The organism is Candidatus Nitrotoga sp. BS, from assembly GCF_927797785.1.
Lineage (GTDB): Bacteria > Pseudomonadota > Gammaproteobacteria > Burkholderiales > Gallionellaceae > Nitrotoga.
Genome location: NZ_CAKMLL010000114.1, coordinates 1 through 21,475, shown reverse-complemented (window position 1 = coordinate 21,475; position 21,475 = coordinate 1). Strand labels below are relative to the sequence as shown.

The 21,475-nt window shown below is 49.4% G+C and carries 23 protein-coding genes; 9 read left to right on the top strand and 14 right to left on the bottom strand.

From position 1 onward, the window contains the following. Positions 1–389 precede the first annotated feature (389 nt). The gene (locus tag MJ769_RS13620; protein WP_239237687.1) at positions 390–680 is read right to left on the bottom strand and encodes a hypothetical protein; all 291 of its coding nucleotides are present in this window, start codon (positions 678–680) and stop codon (positions 390–392) included. A 122-nt stretch (positions 681–802) separates the two neighbouring features. On the opposite strand from MJ769_RS13620, the gene MJ769_RS13615 reads away from it, so the two are divergent. From MJ769_RS13615 to MJ769_RS13600, 4 genes are read left to right on the top strand one after another with little or no spacing between them, the layout of a single operon-like run. Further along, entirely contained in the window at positions 803–1,489 is a 687-nt protein-coding gene (locus MJ769_RS13615) for a hypothetical protein (protein WP_239237686.1), read from the top strand. 14 nt (positions 1,490–1,503) lie between these two features. Further along, positions 1,504–1,641 carry a hypothetical protein gene (locus MJ769_RS13610; RefSeq protein ID WP_239237685.1) on the top strand — a complete coding sequence of 46 codons (138 nt, stop codon included), beginning with the start codon at positions 1,504–1,506 and terminating at the stop codon, positions 1,639–1,641. Next, entirely contained in the window at positions 1,622–2,017 is a 396-nt protein-coding gene (locus tag MJ769_RS13605) for a hypothetical protein (protein WP_239237684.1), read from the top strand. The genes MJ769_RS13610 and MJ769_RS13605 overlap by 20 nt, the downstream gene beginning before the upstream one ends. 1 nt (position 2,018) lies before the next feature. Beyond that, positions 2,019–2,351: a hypothetical protein gene (locus tag MJ769_RS13600; RefSeq protein WP_239237683.1), complete on the top strand. Its 333-nt coding sequence runs from the start codon at positions 2,019–2,021 to the stop codon at positions 2,349–2,351. A gap of 321 nt (positions 2,352–2,672) precedes the next feature. On the opposite strand, the gene MJ769_RS13595 is transcribed toward MJ769_RS13600, so the two are convergent. From MJ769_RS13595 to MJ769_RS13535, 13 genes are all read right to left on the bottom strand, one after another. Further along, entirely contained in the window at positions 2,673–2,957 is a 285-nt protein-coding gene (locus MJ769_RS13595) for a hypothetical protein (protein WP_239237682.1), read from the bottom strand. Between the two features lie 73 nt (positions 2,958–3,030). Next, complete coding sequence (locus MJ769_RS13590; RefSeq protein ID WP_239237681.1) at positions 3,031–4,368, bottom strand: hypothetical protein; 1,338 nt, start codon at positions 4,366–4,368, stop codon at positions 3,031–3,033. Beyond that, complete coding sequence (locus MJ769_RS13585; protein ID WP_239237680.1) at positions 4,349–5,146, bottom strand: D-alanyl-D-alanine carboxypeptidase family protein; 798 nt, start codon at positions 5,144–5,146, stop codon at positions 4,349–4,351. Before MJ769_RS13585 ends, MJ769_RS13590 begins: the two co-directional genes overlap by 20 nt. Positions 5,147–5,149: 3 nt before the next feature. Then, on the bottom strand, positions 5,150–6,175 hold the full coding sequence (locus MJ769_RS13580; RefSeq protein ID WP_239237679.1) for a DUF3617 domain-containing protein: 1,026 nt from the start codon (positions 6,173–6,175) through the stop codon (positions 5,150–5,152). Positions 6,176–6,550: 375 nt separating this feature from the next. Next, positions 6,551–7,555 carry an NAD(P)H-dependent glycerol-3-phosphate dehydrogenase gene (locus MJ769_RS13575; protein ID WP_239237678.1) on the bottom strand — a complete coding sequence of 335 codons (1,005 nt, stop codon included), beginning with the start codon at positions 7,553–7,555 and terminating at the stop codon, positions 6,551–6,553. A gap of 8 nt (positions 7,556–7,563) precedes the next feature. Then, positions 7,564–8,013, bottom strand: coding sequence for an SH3 domain-containing protein (locus tag MJ769_RS13570; RefSeq protein ID WP_239237677.1), 450 nt, complete (start codon positions 8,011–8,013; stop codon positions 7,564–7,566). Positions 8,014–8,015: 2 nt separating this feature from the next. After that, the gene (gene secB, locus MJ769_RS13565) at positions 8,016–8,510 is read right to left on the bottom strand and encodes a protein-export chaperone SecB (protein WP_239237676.1); all 495 of its coding nucleotides are present in this window, start codon (positions 8,508–8,510) and stop codon (positions 8,016–8,018) included. A 23-nt stretch (positions 8,511–8,533) separates the two neighbouring features. Beyond that, positions 8,534–8,791, bottom strand: a complete 258-nt coding sequence (locus tag MJ769_RS13560; protein ID WP_239237675.1) for a glutaredoxin domain-containing protein — start codon at positions 8,789–8,791, stop codon at positions 8,534–8,536. A gap of 2 nt (positions 8,792–8,793) precedes the next feature. Next, positions 8,794–9,204 (bottom strand): rhodanese-like domain-containing protein, encoded by a 411-nt coding sequence (locus MJ769_RS13555; protein ID WP_239237674.1) that lies wholly within the window; start codon positions 9,202–9,204, stop codon positions 8,794–8,796. Further along, entirely contained in the window at positions 9,185–10,936 is a 1,752-nt protein-coding gene (locus MJ769_RS13550; protein WP_239237673.1) for a PglL family O-oligosaccharyltransferase, read from the bottom strand. The genes MJ769_RS13555 and MJ769_RS13550 overlap by 20 nt, the downstream gene beginning before the upstream one ends. A gap of 60 nt (positions 10,937–10,996) precedes the next feature. Then, the gene (locus MJ769_RS13545; RefSeq protein WP_239237672.1) at positions 10,997–11,863 is read right to left on the bottom strand and encodes a M48 family metalloprotease; all 867 of its coding nucleotides are present in this window, start codon (positions 11,861–11,863) and stop codon (positions 10,997–10,999) included. 12 nt (positions 11,864–11,875) lie between these two features. Beyond that, the gene (locus MJ769_RS13540) at positions 11,876–12,382 is read right to left on the bottom strand and encodes an SH3 domain-containing protein (RefSeq protein WP_239237671.1); all 507 of its coding nucleotides are present in this window, start codon (positions 12,380–12,382) and stop codon (positions 11,876–11,878) included. Further along, complete coding sequence (locus MJ769_RS13535) at positions 12,379–14,088, bottom strand: CHASE2 domain-containing protein (RefSeq protein WP_239237670.1); 1,710 nt, start codon at positions 14,086–14,088, stop codon at positions 12,379–12,381. Before MJ769_RS13535 ends, MJ769_RS13540 begins: the two co-directional genes overlap by 4 nt. Positions 14,089–14,512: 424 nt before the next feature. Between MJ769_RS13535 and gpmI the strand changes: the two genes are divergently transcribed. The 5 genes from gpmI to MJ769_RS13510 all read left to right on the top strand — a co-directional run bounded on the left by gpmI (position 14,513) and on the right by MJ769_RS13510 (position 21,204). After that, positions 14,513–16,051, top strand: coding sequence for a 2,3-bisphosphoglycerate-independent phosphoglycerate mutase (gene gpmI / locus MJ769_RS13530; protein ID WP_239237669.1), 1,539 nt, complete (start codon positions 14,513–14,515; stop codon positions 16,049–16,051). Beyond that, complete coding sequence (locus tag MJ769_RS13525; RefSeq protein ID WP_239237668.1) at positions 16,048–17,220, top strand: murein hydrolase activator EnvC family protein; 1,173 nt, start codon at positions 16,048–16,050, stop codon at positions 17,218–17,220. The genes gpmI and MJ769_RS13525 overlap by 4 nt, the downstream gene beginning before the upstream one ends. 50 nt (positions 17,221–17,270) lie before the next feature. Further along, positions 17,271–18,683, top strand: a complete 1,413-nt coding sequence (locus MJ769_RS13520; RefSeq protein ID WP_239237667.1) for a S41 family peptidase — start codon at positions 17,271–17,273, stop codon at positions 18,681–18,683. Between the two features lie 35 nt (positions 18,684–18,718). Then, a complete protein-coding gene (locus MJ769_RS13515) occupies positions 18,719–19,474 on the top strand; it encodes a HesA/MoeB/ThiF family protein (protein ID WP_239237666.1) in 756 nt (251 codons plus the stop codon). A gap of 212 nt (positions 19,475–19,686) precedes the next feature. Then, entirely contained in the window at positions 19,687–21,204 is a 1,518-nt protein-coding gene (locus MJ769_RS13510; protein ID WP_239237665.1) for a hypothetical protein, read from the top strand. Positions 21,205–21,475: the final 271 nt, after the last annotated feature.

The window sequence follows — 21,475 nt, the reverse complement described above, 5'->3', positions numbered from 1 at the left end:
CCCCTAAAAACCTGTCAAGTGTTTTCTTGATTATTTATAGGGGTGAGTAGTTACTTCAATTGATTGATTTAACTGTATATATTTCTATATGCGAACGACGCTGTGAATTAATCTGCGTTTCCCTGGTATCACAGGGGTGTGGATTCACAAAAAGTTGCCGATATAGCGATTTACCGTCAGGCAAGCAAAACCGGGTACTTACGGCGACAGGCAAAAGACAAGCGCATTGGTGCCTGCCACCAGGCCCAGCGTGATCGCAGCATCTGGCGGAACGGATAGTGGGATGAAAAATAGATAATGGCGTGGGTGGTTATGGTGAGTGATGAGATGTTGGACTTCATTTCATTCAACCCAACCTACTAAGCTTCATTCAAGGAAGATAAAAATGACTAACCCGAATGATGAATACGACGTACCGGCAGGTGCAAATCTTGACGTAAATATGGCCGAGGTGAAGCAATACGCCGATACGCACTCGCGGCCAAGTGCGCAGTTTGCGCGAAGCGATCAGCAGCAACAGCACGCTGGCAACCCTTGTTACCCAATTCACCCAAGCCACCACGAGCGCTGACCGCCATGCCTTGCTCGACAACATCCTCAAGGAATGGTCGAACACCAGCACCATGAGCACTACCTTCACTGGTGCGTATACGGGCCATACCCTGACGGTGGACATTCAAGGCACCACATCAGGCACCACCGAATATCAAGCCTGGGCCGACAAGCTCACCATCCTTGAGCATTTCAATGGCAGAGAAAGTTTGTCAAGACAAGCGGCTAATACTAACTGGAGACTTGCCGCATGAAACGGGGAAAGCTTCGCGCCATCGTCACATGGATTCTCGGGATAGTGGTCTGCACTTTTGTTGCAGTGAGTGCAATGGTCATGGCGACTTCGCAGTATTACTTCGAGAATCATTATGTCGCGCGCAATCCGGTTTGGATTTCGGATATTTTTCTGAGCGGCAGGGCATTTCTGGGGCAATACCGCGAGCCGCCGTCCAACGAAGCGATGATCCGTTATTTTCATGAAAATGAAGCAGAATTCGAGCAGTTGACTAACGATTATTACGCACTCATCAAACAGTACTACGACACAAAGAAATATCCCGAACCCAATGAAATATTGAGATTCAAAATGGCGGAATTGGGAATTAGGCGAGTCAGAATAGGAGGGCCAACTGTTTCAACTTCCATTTATGGAAATCAGCCGCTACAAGTCCTTGGAATCAACTTGCTCTTGTTCGACAGAGGAGGAAGTCTGCGGGCATACCCTGATGCAGAAAAAGGCTACTCCTATGCGACAAGAGTCAAGGATCAAGCAATGCAAAAGCAACATCCGATTTCATATCTCGCCCATACCGGCCAATATGCCGTGAACCGCGGTGTTCCGAAGTTTTGCGAGAAGCGAGAGGTTATGCTTTGCTGCGGTTTTCAGGAAATTTCCGCCAACTGGGCGGCCATTAATTGTGTCAATGCGTCTAACTAAAAGGGAAGTTTTTCATGGCCTATCAAGATCAAGCGTTTTCCTACGTTGCTTCTCAAGCAGTACAGATTTCCTCAGTGGCTACGGCACTGGGAGTTTCCACTACCGCCATTGCCGGGGCCATGGCGGAAGAGAATGATGCCTATGATGATTAGGTTGACCACATATTCGCTTTCCTTGCTTATTTTATTGCCTTCAATAACGGCTTTGACGGGCTGTGAACAGCCTCATTCCGGGGCTAGGGAAATGGCAATTGAGCTTTCAGGAAAAATTAAAAAGCAGGTTTGTCTTCAGGAATATAGACCTGGAGATCCTTGTGGAACAAGAAACGTTCAGGGGCAAGCGGATGCAGGAACCACTGTGCATATTTATATTTATGGCATATCAGACAAAAGTGAAATTCAATCTTTGATTGAATTTACTACCAAACTGAGAGATGAAAAGAATAAAAGCATTCCTATCGACTTGAGGTTCTACCGCGAAATAAACAGCTTAATCACTACTCAGTTCATCCGTCTGGACGGGAAATAACATGGCTACTATTGAATTCAGAATAAATATTATTGATTTGCCGGATCAAAATGGATCCGGCACAGTTATACCACATAGCTTTATCATTATAAACAACGGAGCGGGCTTTGTTCAGGGCTACGGATTTGCTCCGGCAACGCCAGGCGACCCAATGGGGCCAGGGCATATCTATCCTGATACTGATCATCCTTACGATTTTTCTAGTGGCCCAATTCAGATTAGTGACGCTCAATACAACAACATCGCAAGTTTCATTAATGCCAGTATCCAAAAGCCACCGTACAGTGAAATGGGGTCAGACTCGAATGGCACTTACTTAAGCCAAGTACATTGAAAAAAGAGTAACTTGCAGATAATAATGACCGGAAAATCATCTAAGAAGCCAGCGATTTATTGCCCTATAACTCAGTTCTAAATTGTACCAAGTGTTTTTTGTCCAGTTCTTTAAGTACGTAACTTACTGTTTTATTTATGTATCAATCCTTAAGTAAGTGCCATTCGGGTCAGACTCGACTTAATATTCAATTTAAATCGAGTCTGACCCCATTTATTCCAACAAACTCTATTACACTTCGCAGATGGCCGGGACAGGCTTTGGTCGCGGGTTTGATATCGCTCAGCAAAATAGCTCAATGGTTTTACGGGAGCCTGTTTTTTATTTTTTGGGTATGTCGTTAAGCGATTGCTCGGGGTTAAGCTTGCCTTGCATGTTATTTACAAAATCATATTCACCCAGAAAAATCTGATTTCTCAACTGTTGCCAGGGTGATGGCTGTCCTTTGCCTTCTTGAACAAAATCACGATAGCGTTGTTGTGCGATGTCTTTAGTTTTGGAAAATTCGGCGAGTATCCATTCGGTGGTTAAACCAACATCGCTCTCATCGTATCCAGCTGTTGCGCAATAACTACTCCACCGCCACTCTTTGGCGTTGTGTACCATCCTGAGCACGCAGCGGATTCAAGACAATGTAGCGCTGTGCGCGCTGTGTGACCCCGTTCGCGCACGTTCGCGTTCAGTCGTCCAACCGATAAAGGTTGTAGCGCGCCTTGTAGAAACTTGGGTCGAGTTGCAGTGCAGTAGCAAATTCGCGCCGTGCTTCATCATTGCGGCGGGCTAGCAGGTAAGCATAACCAAGGTTGTTGTGTACGCGCGCCTTGCCTGGCGACTTTAGCGCGGTATCTTCCCACAAGCGGATCTCGCTAGCGTAATCCTGGTTTCGCAGAATGGTAAGGGTAACCAAGCCTAGCAACAGTAGCGCAACGAAAGCCCGGGTTCTTGTTCCGTCCGTCCACAATCTCAGCTCGATACACAAAGCAAGAGAGAGTGGCCATCCGGCCAGATACATTTGCCGGTCGTTTGCGATATCAATACGCGGCAGAAATAGATGCAACGGGATTAGCTGCAACATAGCCCACGCCAAGGCGAAGCTGATCCACGGACGTACACGCCAGCAGACTACCATAAACACAAATAGTGCAAAGAAGAAGACCAGTGGCAGCAATATAACGGAAAAATTGTTCTGCAACGGCAGGTCCGGATCAATGTTCAGCCATAAGGGTAAAGCCCATTGCCGTATCAGGTAGGAAAAGGCAGAAGCTTGATTTGCTATGTTGCCTTGCAGGGAGTTGAGCTGGGCACTGCGTTCCATATGTGCCAGGTAGCTGTCGCTGAACAGAAAAATCAGTGCGCCCAAAATTAGCACCAGCCAGCTTGGCCATTGAGGCGTCAGTGCGCGTTTCCATTTGCCGCCACAGGCGTATTCCCACAACAACAGCGCCAGTGGAAATGTTACGGCGGTTTCTTTGACGCCCAGGGCAATGCCGAAGAGTAGCGGAGTTAGGCCATACATTTTGGTACTGTTCTGCTGCGTGCGTCCGCTGATATAAGCGAGTAGCCCTGCCAGATAGAACAGCGTCATCAATGAAGTGGAGCGACCGCATATATAGGTGACAGCCTCAGTATAAATAGGGTGGGCGGCGAACAGCAATGCGACAAAAAATGGAACCTGCCGGAGTTTATCCTGCTGCAATTGTTGCTGCACAAAGGCCTGCGCCAACCTGTAGACCAGGTAAGCATTTGTCAGATGGATCAGCAGGTTGGTGAGATGAAATCCGATCACACCTGTGCCCATGGTCCAATTGAGTGTGTAGCTGAACTTGAGCAGGGGGCGGATGCCGGTGGACAAGTCTTCGGCCCAGCCCGCCCAGGAGTGCACGCTTGGATTGTTGACGATGACGTTGTAGTCATCGAACAGGAATGTGCCGTTGAGTGCATTCGCGTAGCAGATAGATACTGCCAGCATGAGCCACAGTAATACACCGAAGTGCGTTTCAGGGAGCCGCGCGGGCATGATCGAATGCGAGATCGAGGATGTCTACAGCATCCCACCAACGGTCTTTGCCATGCAACATCACGAGCAGCACCTCGTGACCACTGCGTTTGGCAAAGGCAACGAGACACTTGCCGGCATTGGGTGTGTAACCCGTCTTAAGTCCGAGTGCGCCATCATAGCGACCGATCAGCGCGTTCTTGTTTCCTAACGTGTAAAGTTTTTTGCCATCTAGCGTGGCGATCTGCAAGTTTTTTTGCGATGTAATTTCGAACAATGAAGGGTATTTGAGTAACTCATGCGCCAACCGCGCAAGATCATGTGCGCTGGAATAGTGTTTGGGGGAATCGTGCCCGCAGGCATTGGTGAAATGAGTGTCGCGCATACCAAGCTCGTTTGCACGGCGATTCATCCGGGCTACAAAGCCTGCTTCACTTCCGCTCAAGTGGTCGGCCAGCGCATGGCAGGCATCATTGGACGACGCTAGCATCGCAGCGGCGAGCAGGTCTTGCACACGGAAGCGTTCGCCAGCTTTGAGTCCGATACGCGAACCCGTTTCAAGTGTAGATGCCAGGCTGATCGATGCTGCTTCTTGTAACTGCCCTTGTTCAAGAACCAGCAGAGCGGTCATCAACTTGGTCAGGCTGGCAGGCGGCAAGCGGTCATTGGGATGATGTTCCCAAATGGACGCACCATCCACTTTGACGAGATAGGCATTAGCGGCCTGTGGAAAAGGATCGGGCTGCGCCTGTGCAGCCATGATGTGGCACCACAGTAGCAGCCCGACCAGATACTTCATGTTTTAAAAACCGAACATACCCTTCAGTTTCTTGATGCCTTCCAACATACCGTTGGCTGGGTTGTTTGCAGAGGACTTGTCGTTGACTGAGTTGTCTGCAGAGGATTTGCTCACTTCATGGGGGGCATCCGCTTCGTTTGACATAGACTTGTTGTCATCCGCTTCGCTTGACTTGTTGTCTTCCACAACATCTTTCACGCCACTCATACATAATCGAATGCTCTCGGCACTAGCCTTGCCCGTGAAGCTGCGGCCTTCGCATGCTTTGCGGCGTTTTTCTTCACGATAAACCTTGGCTTCTGCCGGACAGTATGCAGATAGTTGCTGATAATTACTGCTGCCGAGTGTCTTGCAAATTGCCTTGGTGGTGGCAGCCATATCCAGCTTACACTCTTTGGCGATGGAAGCGCTTTTTGGTCGTTGATCATGCTGCAGCAGCAGGGTATAGGTTTGCGCATCTTTGGAGGCGTCCTTGCGCACGTTGTCGCACAATTTTTTGCGCTGGTCGGCGCAGTTGGTAAATATGTGCTCAGCATTGCTGATCCAGATAGCCATGTTATCGTACCCTGAGGTATCACACATTTGCGCTTTTGCTTTATTGAGCAACTCTTCCGAATCGCAAGCTCCGCCAATGCGCTTGCCACTTAAAGCCATGTTCATGCTAATGTCTTGGCCTTTTGAAATGCCTGTTAACTGCATCTTGCCTGCAAAGCTATTGGGGGTAGAAGTTTGCTCGCCGATGCCTGTCATTACATCACCGTCATGGTCGCAACGTGCTTTCCACGAAACTTTGTTGCCGACGGTTTTGATGTCTGACATCTTGCAATTCTTGTCGCCGGCAGTCTTTCTGGGATCACTCTCCCCGCCTTTGGTGACGCATACCTTCGACGAAGAAACGGGCATCGCGAAAGGCATGCCAGGAATTTCCATTTTGGAAGTGACTTCCCAGTATTCGCCAGGTGCAGCATATGCTGCGGCACTCAACATGCTGGTTAAAATGGCTAGAATGGCGGTGAGGTGTTTGTTCATGATCATTCCATAAAGTTGATTGGTTGCTATAAAGATTATAAATTTTAAGCCTAGTTGCGCGTTGAATTTTACCAGCTCTCAACTTACCCTATGAGCTCAAGTTCGAAGTACAACAGCTAAAGGAAGCTTACTATAGCGCATAGCTTTTCCGTGGAATACTCTTTCTATTTACAAGAAAGCTATTTACAAGAAAGGGCTTCCAGGGAGGAAGCCCTTGAGTTGAACAAACAGCATTTTGCCGATGTTCATTCACGGCAAGCTCCGGCAGAGAAACTGGGACACTACTAGATTCGCTTTTCGCCGTTCAAATCAGAAACGCCCTTCATTGCTTGGCATTCTGAGTCCATCACAGCTTTCAGCGGTTCGTCCTTTCGTTTAACCGGACAACAGTGAGTTAAATTCGGAGTTGGGCGCACGATTGAGTAATGCCTCGACCGCGCTTGCTGCCGGCACCTGCTCATATAATACGCTGTAAACTGCCGCACAGATCGGCATGTCTACGCCCAGGCGTTGCGCCAGGTGATGTACTTCTCGCACGGTATAGACTCCCTCCGCCACGTGACCCAGTTGGTTCAGGATATCCGGCAACGCTTTCTGTTGTGCCAGCAAAATACCCACCTGCCGGTTGCGCGACAGGTCTCCGGTGCAAGTCAAGATTAAATCACCGGCGCCAGACAAGCCACTCAATGTTTCCGCACACGCACCCATTTTCAATCCTAGTCTCGTCATTTCTGCCAGTCCGCGTGTAATCAGCCCGGCACGTGCGTTTTGCCCATAACCCATGCCTTCGGCAATGCCAGCGGCAATAGCCAGTACGTTCTTGACAGCGCCACCCATCTCTACACCCATCACATCAGTGCTGGAGTAGACACGCAGGGACGCATGATGCAAGGATTGTGCCACTTGTTTGGCAAACTGGCCATCGGTCGATGCCAAAATCAAGGCCGTGGGAAGTCCGCGCGCCACTTCCAAAGCGAAGCTCGGCCCGGATAACACGCCACAGGGAAAATTTTTCGGTATGATTTCTGCGGCCACTTGATGCGGCAGTTGTGAGGTACCCGCCTCAAAGCCCTTGCAAGCCCATATTACCGGAATCGGCATGGGCATTGCCGCGATCTGTTGTAGCGTGGCACGCAGCGCGGCAATTGGCACAGCAACCAATATTAATTCGGCGTTAGTGAATGCGGCTTGTAAGTCGGCAGTCAGGTTGAGAGCCTGCGGCAATGGAATTTCCGGCAGGTAACGCTGATTGCAGTGGGTGGCACGCATGGCTTCGATTTGCGCTGCGTTGCATGCCCATAATGTGACACGATGACGCGCCGACAGATTGATAGCCAGCGCACTGCCCCACGCGCCAGCACCTAGTATAGTAATGTTCATCGAAGCGGCTAATCGCCCCACACTTCGGCCGCTCTCAAATAGCCTGTCGTGCCATCCGGATCACGTACTTCGACCCAGCCATTACCCAAGCTTTCCAACCATTCCAACGCTACTTGCTGATCTGCATTGAAGGCAACCGGCGCATCCTCATCTGCCGCTTGATACACAATGGCAAATGGTGTCATTACTGTCACAAAGCGCTTGCTGCTTAGGGCATTTTTTTCTATCCAAGCCAAGCTACCGGAGCTATCTCGTACTTTAACCCAGCCATCCAGGCTAACCACTTGCTCCAGCGGCAAGTAACGGTTAACCACAAATATTTTCTTTGCTTTAGTCGAGGGCGCATCATAGAGAATGGCGGAGCTGTCCGCGACAGACACATAGTCTAACGCATGCGTGGAACCTGCCGCTGTGACTAAAGCAATCAACAGGATTGATAAAGCGACAGGGAGTTTCATTTTCAATGCTGGGTAGTTGTTGCGGCTTGTGCTTGTGCCTGCTGCTGTTTCTGCTGCTGATACAACGCTTCAAAATTGATCGGATTAAGAAATACGGGATTAAATCCGGCGTGAATCGCCATATTCGATACCACTTCCCGGAGATAGGGATAAAGTATATTTGGGCAGACGACTGCCAATACCGACTCCAACTCTCCCGGCGGAAAATTGCGCACCTGGAAAATACCGGCTTGTTTGGCCTCGATCAAAAACATCACTTTGTCTTTTTCCGGCAGTTTGGCGGTGACAGTAACAGTGACGGTAACTTCAAATAGCCCTTCTTCCATAGGAGTGCTCAGGGTATGTAGCTGCAGATCAATAGTCGGGGTCTCGCGTTCCAAAAATATGCTCGGCGCATTGGGGCTTTCCAGCGAGAGATCTTTCACATACATCTTCTCGATATTGAATAGGGGTTGTTGCTGTTCGGGTGCGGGTGCTGCTGCGGCTTCTTCGCTCATTACATGTATCCTTCCATTTAAAATTAACTATTCAATAACTGACTTAATTCACCACTATGCTCCAACATCACCAGATTATCGTAGGTACCAACCAGGCGTGTGCCTATGAAAATTTGCGGCACGGTGCGGCATCCGGTAATTTCCATCATTATCCGACGCGACTCAGGTTGCAGATCCACACGTATTTTTTCGATTTCCGTTACACCTCTGGCGCGCAACAGGCGCTCGGCCAGCACGCAATACGGACACACTGCTGTGCAATACATCAATATCTTAGGCATCGTTATTTCTTTAGTGGCAGGCCGGCCTTCCGCCAAGCTAGCACACCACCCGTCAAATTATGCGCCAACTCAAATCCATGCTTGCTTAGCAACACACATGCAGCAGGCGAACGTTGACCACTGCCGTCCATCACTATGATGGGTCGCGTACGATATTTTTCTAATTCTCCAATGCTCTCATTGAGCTTGCCAAACGGAATTTGTTTGGCATCCAGGACATGCCCAGCATTGAATTCTGCCACTTCGCGCACATCCAGGACTAATGCATTTTTGTAGTTGATCAGTTGTAAAGCGGCAGCACTGCTTATTTCTTTTACCCCGCGTATGCTGTTACCAATAAACGACCAAAACAGCATCAACCCGCTACTCACTGCCACTAAAATCATCCAGATATTATCTTGCATGAACTGCATGCTGCCGCTCCTCATATTTTTTGAGGGCAAATTCTAGCAGAGCAGCGAAGCTCTCGGGGCTTTTCTGTGCCAACGCGCTTAACTCTTTATGCGCAGCCGGGAAATTATCGGGATATGACCAGATGGCGCGTTCCATCTGCAACTGTGCTGCAACATGCTCGCCGGACAACGCCAACAACAATGCCTCGCGATACGCCACTAAACTAATCGGTGCAAAAGACATCACTTGCTCATTTAATATGCGCTTGTAAGCAAGTTCGTTAGCGCCCACTACTATCTTGCCACTCCTGAATAAATCAAAATAAGGGCGCAGCGGGATCTGCGCTTGTGCCGCCATTAAATTTTCGCGGCCAAAATAACTGTTACGGCTTACTTCTTGTCGTATTCTCATTAATGTTTCCAGGCTTCGGTAATTCTGCAACATTTGCATTAAGGACAGCGCCCCAAGCAACAGTACGATCGCCAGCGACAGTCGTCCCAGACAACGTAATTTCAAGCGATATATGCTGGTATCCAGCATGCCCAGCGTAAACGCTGCCACCCCTAGGAAATATGCATACCATAACGGATATTCCAACAGGCTGTGTATAGCCAACACGCCGAGTAAAGCGTATCCCCACCAATGATAAACGGTTCGCTGCGCGCGACCACACTGAATCAGCCACATCGCCAGCATACCCAACAAAATAAGCAAGCCAAGCAAGCCCATTTCTGCGGCAGTCTGCATTATCAATGAATGCGCATTGTTATACAGGCCGACAGCGTTGATGTTCTGCAAAACAGGGCCGAGTTGAAAATGCTGCCAAGCAAACTGGCCAAAACCTGCACCCAGCAGCGGAAACTGGGTAAATATCTGCCATCCTTCTTGCCACAAATACAATCGGATGCTACCGCTAGCCCCTTCGCCAAACAGACGCCGCATCGTGGTAATACTGCCAGCGGTTCCTTCCAGAAAAGGAATTTGCACCACTGCATGCATCAAGCCGAAGCCCAGCAGTAGCGACAAAGTATAACGCAAAAGGGGCAAGCAAGATTTATCGCTACGCTGCCACAACCAAGCCATTCCTGCCATAAACAACAAATACAACCAGACGCTACGCGAGCCACTCAATACCAGAACGAATAGCAACGGCATGGCCATCAGCGCAACATACCTAGCGCGTAGCAGGCTGCGCATATGCAACAATCCCAACGAGATTAACCCAAGTGTAATGTAGTTGGCGAAATGGTTGGATTGAGCCAAATTGCCATAGACGGCCACAGAAATCTTTACCGTAACCACCGCATCCAGAAAAGTATGCCAGCGGTAATGTTGCAATATACCGGCCAGCGCATTAAGTTCAGCCCCAACCAGCAGGAATTTAGCCAGCGCTGTCGCCAATGCAGGCAAACCGAATTCCTCGCGCAGGCGTTGGCCGAGTATCATTAGTAGCGCCGCCCACAGCAAGTACAGGGCGAGCAGTACAACCTGATCAAAATAACTTATCCTGCCCAGCACAAACTGCATCAGGCCTAACAGCAGCAGCCCTATGGGCAAGAAAGCGATGAGTGGGATTTCCGGTTGCAGCCAATTACGTTTTGTAACCAGCAGAGGCATGGCGCATAGCCCAAGAACAGCAGCACCCCATTCCTGGTAGAAGGTGGTGAGTGGATAGGCATGGTAATAATACAAAAACGGCAAAACCCACATTAATCCAACTGATGTCAGGCTAATGCGGGCGATACTGGGCAAACAGGCTCCTCATTTTTTTATAAATTTTATGTCATAACGAACAGCGTATCAAAAGGGGCGCTACGGTTTGATGCGATAAAATCGCGCTACTAGCGTTTTCCCTTTTACATTTTCTAAGCGATCAGTCATGACAAGCCCCAACTTTTCTAATCGGTCATCGGGATGGGGATGTGTTTTAAAAAGTAGTGCCACGCTACCTTCATCTTTGGCAAAATGACCTATTTGCTGAAGTACCTCGGGAAAAGCGAAGGCGTCATAACCGGCGCGCGCGGCAAGCACCACCGCGATGCGGTCAGCCTCGAACTCAGCGTTCTTGTCAAGCGAACGTGCCACAATTTCCGCACCATTACCTATCAGTTTCTGCACTTTGTCATTACCGCCAATCCGCTGGGAAAGTAGTTTTCCACCCAAATCTACCAGGCTGCTCTGCTTTAAAATTTTCAAATGATGCTTGCGTATAACATGGCCGATTTCGTGCCCCAGCACCCCGGCCAGTTCTGCCTCGTTCTGCAATAAGCTATACAGTCCGCGAGTTAGGAAAATATAGCCGCCCGGTGCGGCGAAGGCATTAACGTCGCCTGATTCAATCACACCAAAATGCCAAGCCAAATCTGGACGTTCGCTTTGACTTGCCACCCAACGCCCAACATTATTGACATACATCTGCAAGCCCTGGTCTTTGACAAGCGCAGATGCGCCCAGCAAGTTGCCTGCAATTTGTCGGCCTATTGTAATTTCCTCTTCCTGCGAAGTGCCGACAAGCCCCAATAATGTGCTACTCGTTGTAGCGTCAGATTTTTCTTCAATCTTTTTTTGCACACCATCCTTAAGTACTTTCTTGAATTCCTCACCGAAATCAAAACTCCAGGCAGCGCTACAGGCAAGCGTCAACACAGTAACCAACAGATAATTTATTATCGCTTTCATCAGAGCTGCCCTTTATTCTGGTGAGACTTCTGGAGAAGGAAGGTAATCGAATTTGTGCGCAACAAGCTTCCCTTGAACGGCAAACGACTGAGCTTCAGACCGGCTTACAGCATACGACTCAACCAGATTTAGTTCGGTCTCATTAAATTTAGCGGATTGCAATTCTACTTCGTCTAGTCCGCGGATACCTGTGGTGGCAACTACCTTGCCTGTTCCTGAACGCCCCGATGCCATACCCAAGAGTCCGCCTATATCCCCAGAACGCTTACCAATATCTCCTTTGCGAACATTCAACATATGCACCCAGCCCTTGCCTTTTGAGCTCTCTATTTGTAGCCAGCCGCCATTTTTTTTGACAATTTGCACTTTATCGCCAACCGAGAGCGTGGCAATTGTTTTAGCGTCTCGGAATGGCTCAACCCTGATCCCATCGGCCCTGATTACATTTCCTGTTTCAGCTGCAAATGCAGGCATAGCCAGCAACGCGAATAAAGCAGTCCCTAATCTGATCGAATTCATAGTGTCTTCTCTTGTTGTTCATTCCAGCGCAGCAATGTTTCAGCAAATATCCCGCGCCAGTAGTTGCGCGCCTCTTTGCCACCTAAAACTTCCCCTTGATGCACAAACCAGCTGACCTTAATATCAGAACTGATTATAAATTTTCTTAACAATTGCGGAAATGCAGCAGTGACCACGGCAACATCTTCAGCCACCCGTGCAGCTCCATTTACATCGCCTTCGTCCACTATCCAGGAAATCGAAAATGTTTTTTCGAATAAATCCCACAGGCCTTTTTGATAACCTCTTATGATGTCGACACTTTTCTGTTCCAGTCCCGCATTTTCAAGTTTATAGCGAATTTGATCCAACATGGTATCCGTGAGTAATCTTGGGTCTCCATCGAGACGAATTAATAACAGTGTGACCTGTAACTTTCCCTCTCGTTCCAGAGAAGCGCGCACCATGCTTCGTTCCAGCATCTTGTTGGTAGCGGCAGAATACAAACGTGCAATGGTAAAAAAGGCCAGCCCTATTGTCACCGGCCCGGTGATGTTAATGTAAGTATTGGTGAAATTAATGCTGGCATAAGAAATCCCAATCAATACAAATTGTGATGCGCCAAACAATACGCCTATTTTATTACGCCCAAAATTTCGATAGAAGGCCCAAGCAGTGGCCCAAATGATGCAGAGGGTAAGTAAAAGATAAGCCACGCTTGCATCAGGAAAACGCAGGTAATCATCGTGTTTTAGGTTATCTATAGCGGTAGCAAGAATCTCCACGCCCGGGTGCATTTGGCTCATCGGCGTGGGCTTGATATCAAATAAACTGGGCGCGGTGGAGCCGATAATGACGATTTTATTTTTAAACTCGTCTTGCGGGCGCTTTTTTTCCTTGTTGCCCATGTCCGTATACACATCATGGAAACTGGTATATTGGTAAGAAAATGGTGGGCCGCGCCAATTGAGCAAGAAGCTTTGAGCAGCGGGCTCAGGCCAGCCGAAATCACGCGCTAAGCTTGCTGGTAGAGACGGCAATTTCCATCCATAATCACCACGGTAAACAATATATTGGCGCGCAACACCATCAGCATCGGGATAGATATTATGCAACCCAAGACGCCCACTTTTAAGTGCTGCCGGGAAATGTGGTAGTACCACAGCAATGGTGGCCTCCGGCTGAGCATCATTGAGTAGCGGCACAACACCCGGAATCATGGCGGGTTTCACCATGCTCAAGGCATCATTCGATGGATCAAGGCGCAGCAAGGGGAAGTAAGCGTTATTTGTGGCGGCAATGGCGGAGTCGAAGTAAGCATCGCTGTCAGGGTTGTATATGTCAGGATCGCTGAACAATATGTCGAACACGATTGCTTTGGGTTGCTGTTTTTCAACCTGCTCGAGAAACTCTCCCAGCACTAGGCGCGGCCACGGCCAACGTCCATAGTCCTTGGCCATGGCCGAAAGGCTGGCCTCATTAATGTCCACGATTACAATATCGCTATCAGGCTTGGGCACAATAATACGGTAGCGTACCATCGCATCGAAAGCCTCCTGACGCATACCGGAAATGATATGCAGTTGCACAGTATCAAGCACGGCAAACAGCATGAAGATTGCAGCAAGGTAAAGATAGAATTTATTTGTCCAGTGTTTGGCGAGCCCATTGGAAAATTTGGAATAAGCCAAGCGCAACCGATTGCTGAAATAAACATTAAGTTTCATTTAAAAAATCCAAAGATTAATTTCATATCGCCCTGCTTGACGTAATTTTGCTCGGTGTATGGCGCTCAACTTATGTAAGGTGATAGACATTATGTCACCGCACTCGGAAATACTATCCTTCGGATATACATACGAAACTGGCCGGTACAGTATCGTCACCAATCACCCCTACAACGTGAGTGTGCGCAAACGATGCACACGATATCCAGCACGCCTATACCGCGCCCCTCAGCATGCATAATATCTTCAAGCGCAAGGGAAGTGCGATTTCATTGATAATCAACGATTGCTTGCAAAATATCGTCATCCTTGAAATTAAATTTGACTTCGTGCGGGGCTCAGAATGCCTAGCAAGCCAGAAATCAGCTAAAATAGTATCCCAAAGCAGTAGCCAATAGATATTTAAATTTCCCCAGAGTCCTGTATGAAAATCACCCCTGTCCTACTACTTATCCTCGACGGCTTCGGCTACAGTGAAGAAACTGACTACAATGCTATCGCCCATGCGCACAAACCCAACTGGGACAGGCTATGGCGTGATTATCCACACACGCTAATCCATACGTCTCAACTATCGGTAGGGCTTCCGCAAGGTCAGATGGGTAACTCTGAAGTCGGCCATCTCAATATCGGCGCGGGTCGCATCGTGTATCAGGAGCTCACTCGGGTGGACGCAGCCATTCAGGACGGAAGTTTCTACAGCAATCCAGCGTTCATGCAAGCTATTGAACATGCCAAACAGCATGATACTGCGCTACATATCATGGGATTACTGTCGCCCGGTGGGGTGCATAGTCACGAAGATCATATCCACGCCATGCTAGAACTGGCAGTGCGCGCTGGACTACGAAAAATATTTATCCATGCTTTTCTCGATGGCCGTGACACACCGCCGAGAAGCGCCGCACATTCACTACAACGGCTGCAGGAAAAATTTGTCGCCTTGGGCGTTGGACGTATTGCTTCCATTATTGGCCGCTATTATGCAATGGATCGGGATAACCGCTGGGAGCGAGTGCAGGAGGCCTATGACTTATTGACTCAAGGCAAGGCCGAGTTCCGCTCATCCAATGCCCAGGATGGATTGCAGCAAGCCTATGCACGCGGAGAAAACGACGAATTCGTTAAAGCAACTGTCATCACCTCGCCCACCGAACCACCCGTTACCATGCGGGATGGAGACGTCGCTATATTCATGAACTACCGTGCCGACCGCTCGCGCCAGCTTACCCGCGCGCTGACAGATCCAACGTTTGATGGCTTTACGCGTGCATGTTTTCCCAAGCTGGCGAGCCTGGTCACACTAAGCAGCTATGGTGAGGACTTCCATCTTCCGGCAGCATTCATGCCCACAGCCATCCACAATTGTTTTGGTGAGTACCTTTCCGGCTTGGGAATAAAACAATTGCGCATCGCAGAAACGGAGAAATACGCACATGTCACCTACTTCTTCAATGGCGGCAAGGAGCAACCTTACCCGGGCGAGGATCGTATCTTGGTGCCATCGCCCAAAGTGGCAACCTATGACCTCAAACCAGAAATGAGTGCTTTTGAGGTCACTGATAAACTGGAAGCGGCAATTCGTAGCGGGCAGTATCAAGCCATGATTTGCAATTATGCCAACGGCGACATGGTCGGCCATAGCGGCATTATGGAAGCGGCAGTCAAGGCCATTGAAACCCTGGATGTTTGTATCGGGAGGGTAGTAAACGCCATGCTGGAATGCGGCGGCGAAGTGCTGATTACCGCCGATCATGGCAATGCTGAGCAGATGCTGGATCGTGTTACGCAACAAGCACACACCGCGCATACCCTTAATTTGGTTCCATTGCTGTATATCGGCCGCAAAGCGAATATAGCTGACAGCGGCTCGCTTCAGGATGTTACTCCAACCTTGCTCGCCATGATGGGACTGCCACAACCGCCGGAAATGACGGGGCAGCCGCTTATCTCAATCCAGTGACCGCACTTACCCGCCACGCATTACTGTTGTGCATCTGCTTAATAGCAGGCATAAACAGCACTCATGCCTCACCGCAGGAAGAGCTGAACAACCTACGTAAACAGATCTCTGAGTTGCTGAAGGAACTGGAAGAAACCAGTGAATCTCAGTCCGAAGCAACAGACGAGCTTCGCGAATCTGAACGGGCGATCAGCAATAGTAAGCGCAGGCTGGCTGAGCTGTCAGCGCAACATCATGCTGCAGATCAAACTTTGGAAAGCTTGCAACGGCAATCACAGCAACTGGAAAAATATATACAGAAACAACAGACTATGCTCAGCAAATTGCTTTACCAGCAATATTTAGGCGGAAAACAAGAATACTTCAAGCTGTTGCTCAACAATCATGACCCCGATCAAACCGCACGTGAAATGCGCTATTACGAATATATCGCGCGCAGCCGTTCGACTTGGCTCAATATGTTACGCACAAATCTTGCACAGCTAGACGATGTCATCCAACTAACACAGCAAAAGAGCAAGGAAATTGCGGCGCTGCAAGAAGAAGAAAATGCGCAGAAACAAACTTTGGAAAAAGACAAGCTTGCGCGTCAGCATGTAATCAGTCAGTTCGCCCAGCAACTCAAGCAACAGCGCCACGAAATTGGTCGCCTCCAACGCGATGAAAACCGTTTGTCGCAGCTGGTGGCCAAGCTCGCCAAAATGCTAACACGGCAAAAAAGCAAAGGCGTACTCAACAATGATAAATTGCCTGATAATCGCTTCGACGGCAAGCCGTTCGAGCAACTTAAAGGCAAGCTGTCATTGCCGGTAATGGGTACGGTGGTTAATAAATTCGGCAGCGCACGTTCAGACAGCGCCGTATCTTGGAAAGGTTTGCAATTACGCGCTGCAAGCGGCCAGCCAGTAAAATCGGTAGCAGCCGGGCGTGTAGTATTTGCCGATTGGTTGCGCGGCTTCGGGAACTTATTGATCGTTGACCATGGCAAAGGCTACATGAGCTTGTATGGCAACAATGAAACGCTATTCAAGCAAGTAGGTGACATCTTGCACGGAGGCGACACCATAGCAGCCGTTGGCAACAGCGGTGGAAATGAAGATTACGGTGTATACTTTGAGCTGCGCCACAGGGGCGAGCCTATAGACCCCATAAAGTGGATAGCCCAATAAAATTACTCCTGAAAAATCATGTTGTAACAAAATAACTTTAGAGGTCAGATATGCGCAGTCGTATTGAAAAATTTGGATTGATCGGACTAGGGCTGATCGCAGGTGTGTTGATTAGCCTGCAATTATCTGCCGTTGCGGATAAAGACATCGCTGAGCCGCTGCCGATTGAAGAGCTCCGAGCCTTCTCTGAAGTGTTTGCCCGCATCAAGAGTGATTATGTAGAACCAGTCACAGACAAAAAACTTATCACCGAAGCCATCACAGGCATGTTGACCGGTCTAGATCCGCACTCTTCCTATCTGAATGCCGAAGCGTTCAAAGAACTACAAGTCGGCACGCAGGGCCAATTTGGTGGTTTAGGTATTGAGGTAGGGATGGAAGACGGGTTGGTGAAAGTAATTTCGCCAATTGAAGACACCCCCGCCTATCATGCAGGTATGAAGAGTGGCGATCTGATCATTAAACTCGACGACACAATGGTAAAGAGCCTGACGCTAAGTGACGCGGTTAAGCGCATGCGCGGCAAGCCGGGCAGCAAAATTGTCTTGACCGTCATCCGTAAGGAAGTGCCCAAACCGCTAACCTTTACCATTACTCGCGCCATTATTAAAGTGAAAAGTGTAAAGTCCAAGCTGATTGAACCCGGCTATGCTTTTGTTCGCATCACCCAATTTCAGGAGCGCACCGGCGAAAACCTCGCCAGTGCACTCAACACTCTGTTCAAAGAGAACAAGGAAGCTATGAAAGGCTTGGTGCTGGACCTCCGAAGCGACCCGGGTGGCTTGCTCAACAGTTCGGTAGCAGCATCTGCCGCTTTCCTGCCTAAGGATGCTCTCGTGGTATATACCGAAGGGCGTAACTCATCTGCCAAGATGCGTCTGAACGCCACTCCTAATGACTATCTGCGCGACAACGAAAAAGATTACCTGAAAAATCTGCCTGCGGCAGTTAAGACAGTGCCAATGATAGTGCTGGTAAATGGCGGTTCTGCCTCTGCTTCAGAAATCGTCGCAGGCGCATTGCAGGATCATAAACGCGCTGTCATCATGGGCACTCAAACCTTTGGTAAAGGTTCAGTTCAGTCCGTTCTGCCGCTCGGCAACAATACCGCAATCAAGCTCACTACAGCGCGTTATTACACGCCTAACGGGCGCTCTATTCAAGCCAAGGGCATCGTTCCTGATATCGTAGTGGAAGATCCGGCGACTGCTGGCCTAGATCAATCTCTCCGCATGCGCGAGGCCGATCTAGAGCATCACTTGACCAACAATCAGAAGATTGATGTAAAGGTAGACGTCACCGTAAAACCTCCGGTTCCGGCTGAACCGGCTAAATCACCGCCCAAAATCGAAGAAGGCGATGCATCAAAACCAAAAATGCTCGAGTATGGATCAAAGGAAGACTACCAATTGCAGCAAGCTTTAAACTTGTTGAAAGGTATGAATATCTTGCAAAGGAAGTAAGTGAATACCGATAATTTACGCTTCTTCCATATCACATGAATGACGAACAGTTACTACGCTACAGCCGCCACATTCTGTTGCCTGACATTGGCATCGAAGGTCAACAGAAATTGCTAAATGCGCACGTACTGATAATTGGTGCTGGCGGGTTGGGTTCTCCTGCTGCCATGTACCTCGCCTCCAGCGGCGTTGGCACCCTGACCCTGTGCGATGATGACACTGTAGATCTGACAAATCTTCAGCGTCAGATCGTACACCGTACTTCCAGTATCGGAATGGCTAAAGTGGATTCTGCACGCTCTTCGCTCGCTGAAATTAATCCCGATGTTCGCGTCGTATCCCTGAATGAACGCGCGAATCAATCGCGTTTACTTGAACTAGTTGGCCAGGCCGATGTAATACTGGATTGCAGCGATAACTTCGCCACACGCTATGCGCTGAACCAAGCTTGCGTACAATTAAAAAAACCTTTTGTATCTGGTGCGGCTACCCGCTTTGACGGCCAGGTTGCTGTGTTTGACATGCGCCATTCTGACAGCCCTTGTTACCACTGCCTGTATCCCGAACAGCCAGATGCCTTAGAAACACGTTGCGCAGTTATGGGGGTATTTGCCCCACTAGTCGGCATTATCGGTAGCATGCAAGCCGCAGAAGCACTCAAGCTGATCATGGGAATAGGCACGCTACTGTGTGGCAGATTGCTGGTAACTGATTTGCTGCATATGGAACTGCGCACCCTTAAGTTGAAGAAAGATCCAGCTTGCCTAATTTGCGGCACGTCATCCATGTAACATTTTTATAGTGACCTTGACCCTGAATTCAGTATCTGTTAACGCGCTCATTAATGCGGCAGCAGCACCCTTCAACTGTCACGCAAACAACTTCTGACGTACTGTAACCCAGCTTCGAGTAACGCCACTGTGGTTGCAGCACGTCAGCCAATCACCTCATCCATCGCATCGCAAATGCTCAGCCTAAAATTCAAATCGTGGTCCCTTATGAGATGCCTGAAATCCTTATCAAGGTTGGCGTTGCCGTCGGTACATCTAACTTTAACCGGACACAAGTGATTATTTTTTGCAAAATTCAGGTTATTATACCCATCAGAAAATTTTGTCTACCCAGCGTGAATCGGTCCTCTCAATTTCCACCCCATCTGCCCCTTGTTCGCGTTATTGCCGTTGTTGGCTGCGATGGCTCGGGTAAGTCCACTCTCACTACCGACCTGCTGACCCATTTTCGCAGCAAGGGCTCGACTAAGCTGCTCTACCTCGGCCAGTCCTCTGGCAATATTGCCGACCGGATCAGAAGCCTGCCGTTAATTGGGCCACCATTCGGGCGTTATCTGGTTAGCAAAGCAGAGCGGACTCACAATAAGAAAACCACATCCTCAGATACTGCTACCGCGCTAGTAATCTATCTGCTTTCGCTGTGGCGCGCGTACAAGTTCTGGCGCATGCTAACGCTGAGTTGTCGCGGCGGCGTGGTGATTACTGATCGCTACCCGCAAGCGCAAGCGCCCGGCTTTTATTTCGATGGGCCAGGTCTTCGCGCAGTGAACGCCCAAAACTGGCTAGTACGCAAACTGGCAGCGCACGAGGTACGACTGTATCAGTGGATGGAAAGCCATGTGCCAGCGCTGGTGATCCGGCTCAACATCGACGCGGACACCGCACATGCGCGTAAACCAGATCACAAACTGGCGATGCTGCGCGACAAGGTTTCCGTAATCCCAACTCTACACTTTAATGGAGCACGCATTCTTGATTTGGACAGCCGCGATCCCTATGAACAGGTACTGGATGCAGCATTGAAAGCCACCAGTGCCATTCCGCTGCCCGCTCCCCTTGCGGGAGTTGTCGCCGTTGTTGGTTGCGACGGCACTGGCAAGTCAACGCTGACCGCTGATTTGCTGACCAATCTGCGTGCCAATGGCTCAGTCGAGCGATGCTACCTGGGCCTGGTCTCGGGCGAAATGGGTGACAAGATCAAGCGCCTGCCTGTTATCGGAATCAGGCTTGAACGCTATCTTGCAGCCAAAGCAGAGCGTGCTCAAGACATGAAGCTGAAGCTGCCGGGCACGGGGACCGCGCTGGTGATGCATTTGCTTTCATTGTGGCGCGTAACGCAACTACGTCGAGTGATACGTCTTTCGCGGCGAGGTGTGCGGGTTATCGCGGATCGTTATCCACAGGCGGAGATTCCCGGCTTCCATTACGATGGACCAGGCCTTACCGCCGATCAGTCTCATAACTGGCTGGTACGCAAGCTTGTGGCGCGCGAACAGACCTTGTACCAGTGGATGGCCGAACAGAAACCGATGCTGGTTATCCGACTTAACATCGATGCTGAGACCGCGCATAAACGCAAACCCGATCACAGCCTGGCCGAGTTGCAAGACAAAATTTCGGTAATGCCACGGCTGCACTTCAGTGGTGCACGGATTGTTGACCTGGATACCAGCAGACCTTATCCAGAGGTGCTGAGTGCGGCATTGCAGGAAATCAATACGGCTCTGTAGCGTGGCGCACGCGCCCGGTTATCTGTCTTACGTAAAGGACGCAGCCGCGAGACTTTCAGATTGCAGACAAAACAGAGGGCTTATGCGTTGATGCTGCTTATTCGTATATCAATAAGTTAATTGACTTTCGCAGTAGTCCTCGAAAGCTTCCGAAAGACCAACATTATTTCCACTCTATTGTTTCCGAGGCTAGGGAACCCGCATAAACATTAATTTTTCGTAACTACTCACCCCATCCCTCAAGAGCCTTACCCGCCAAAGCGATTTGAAT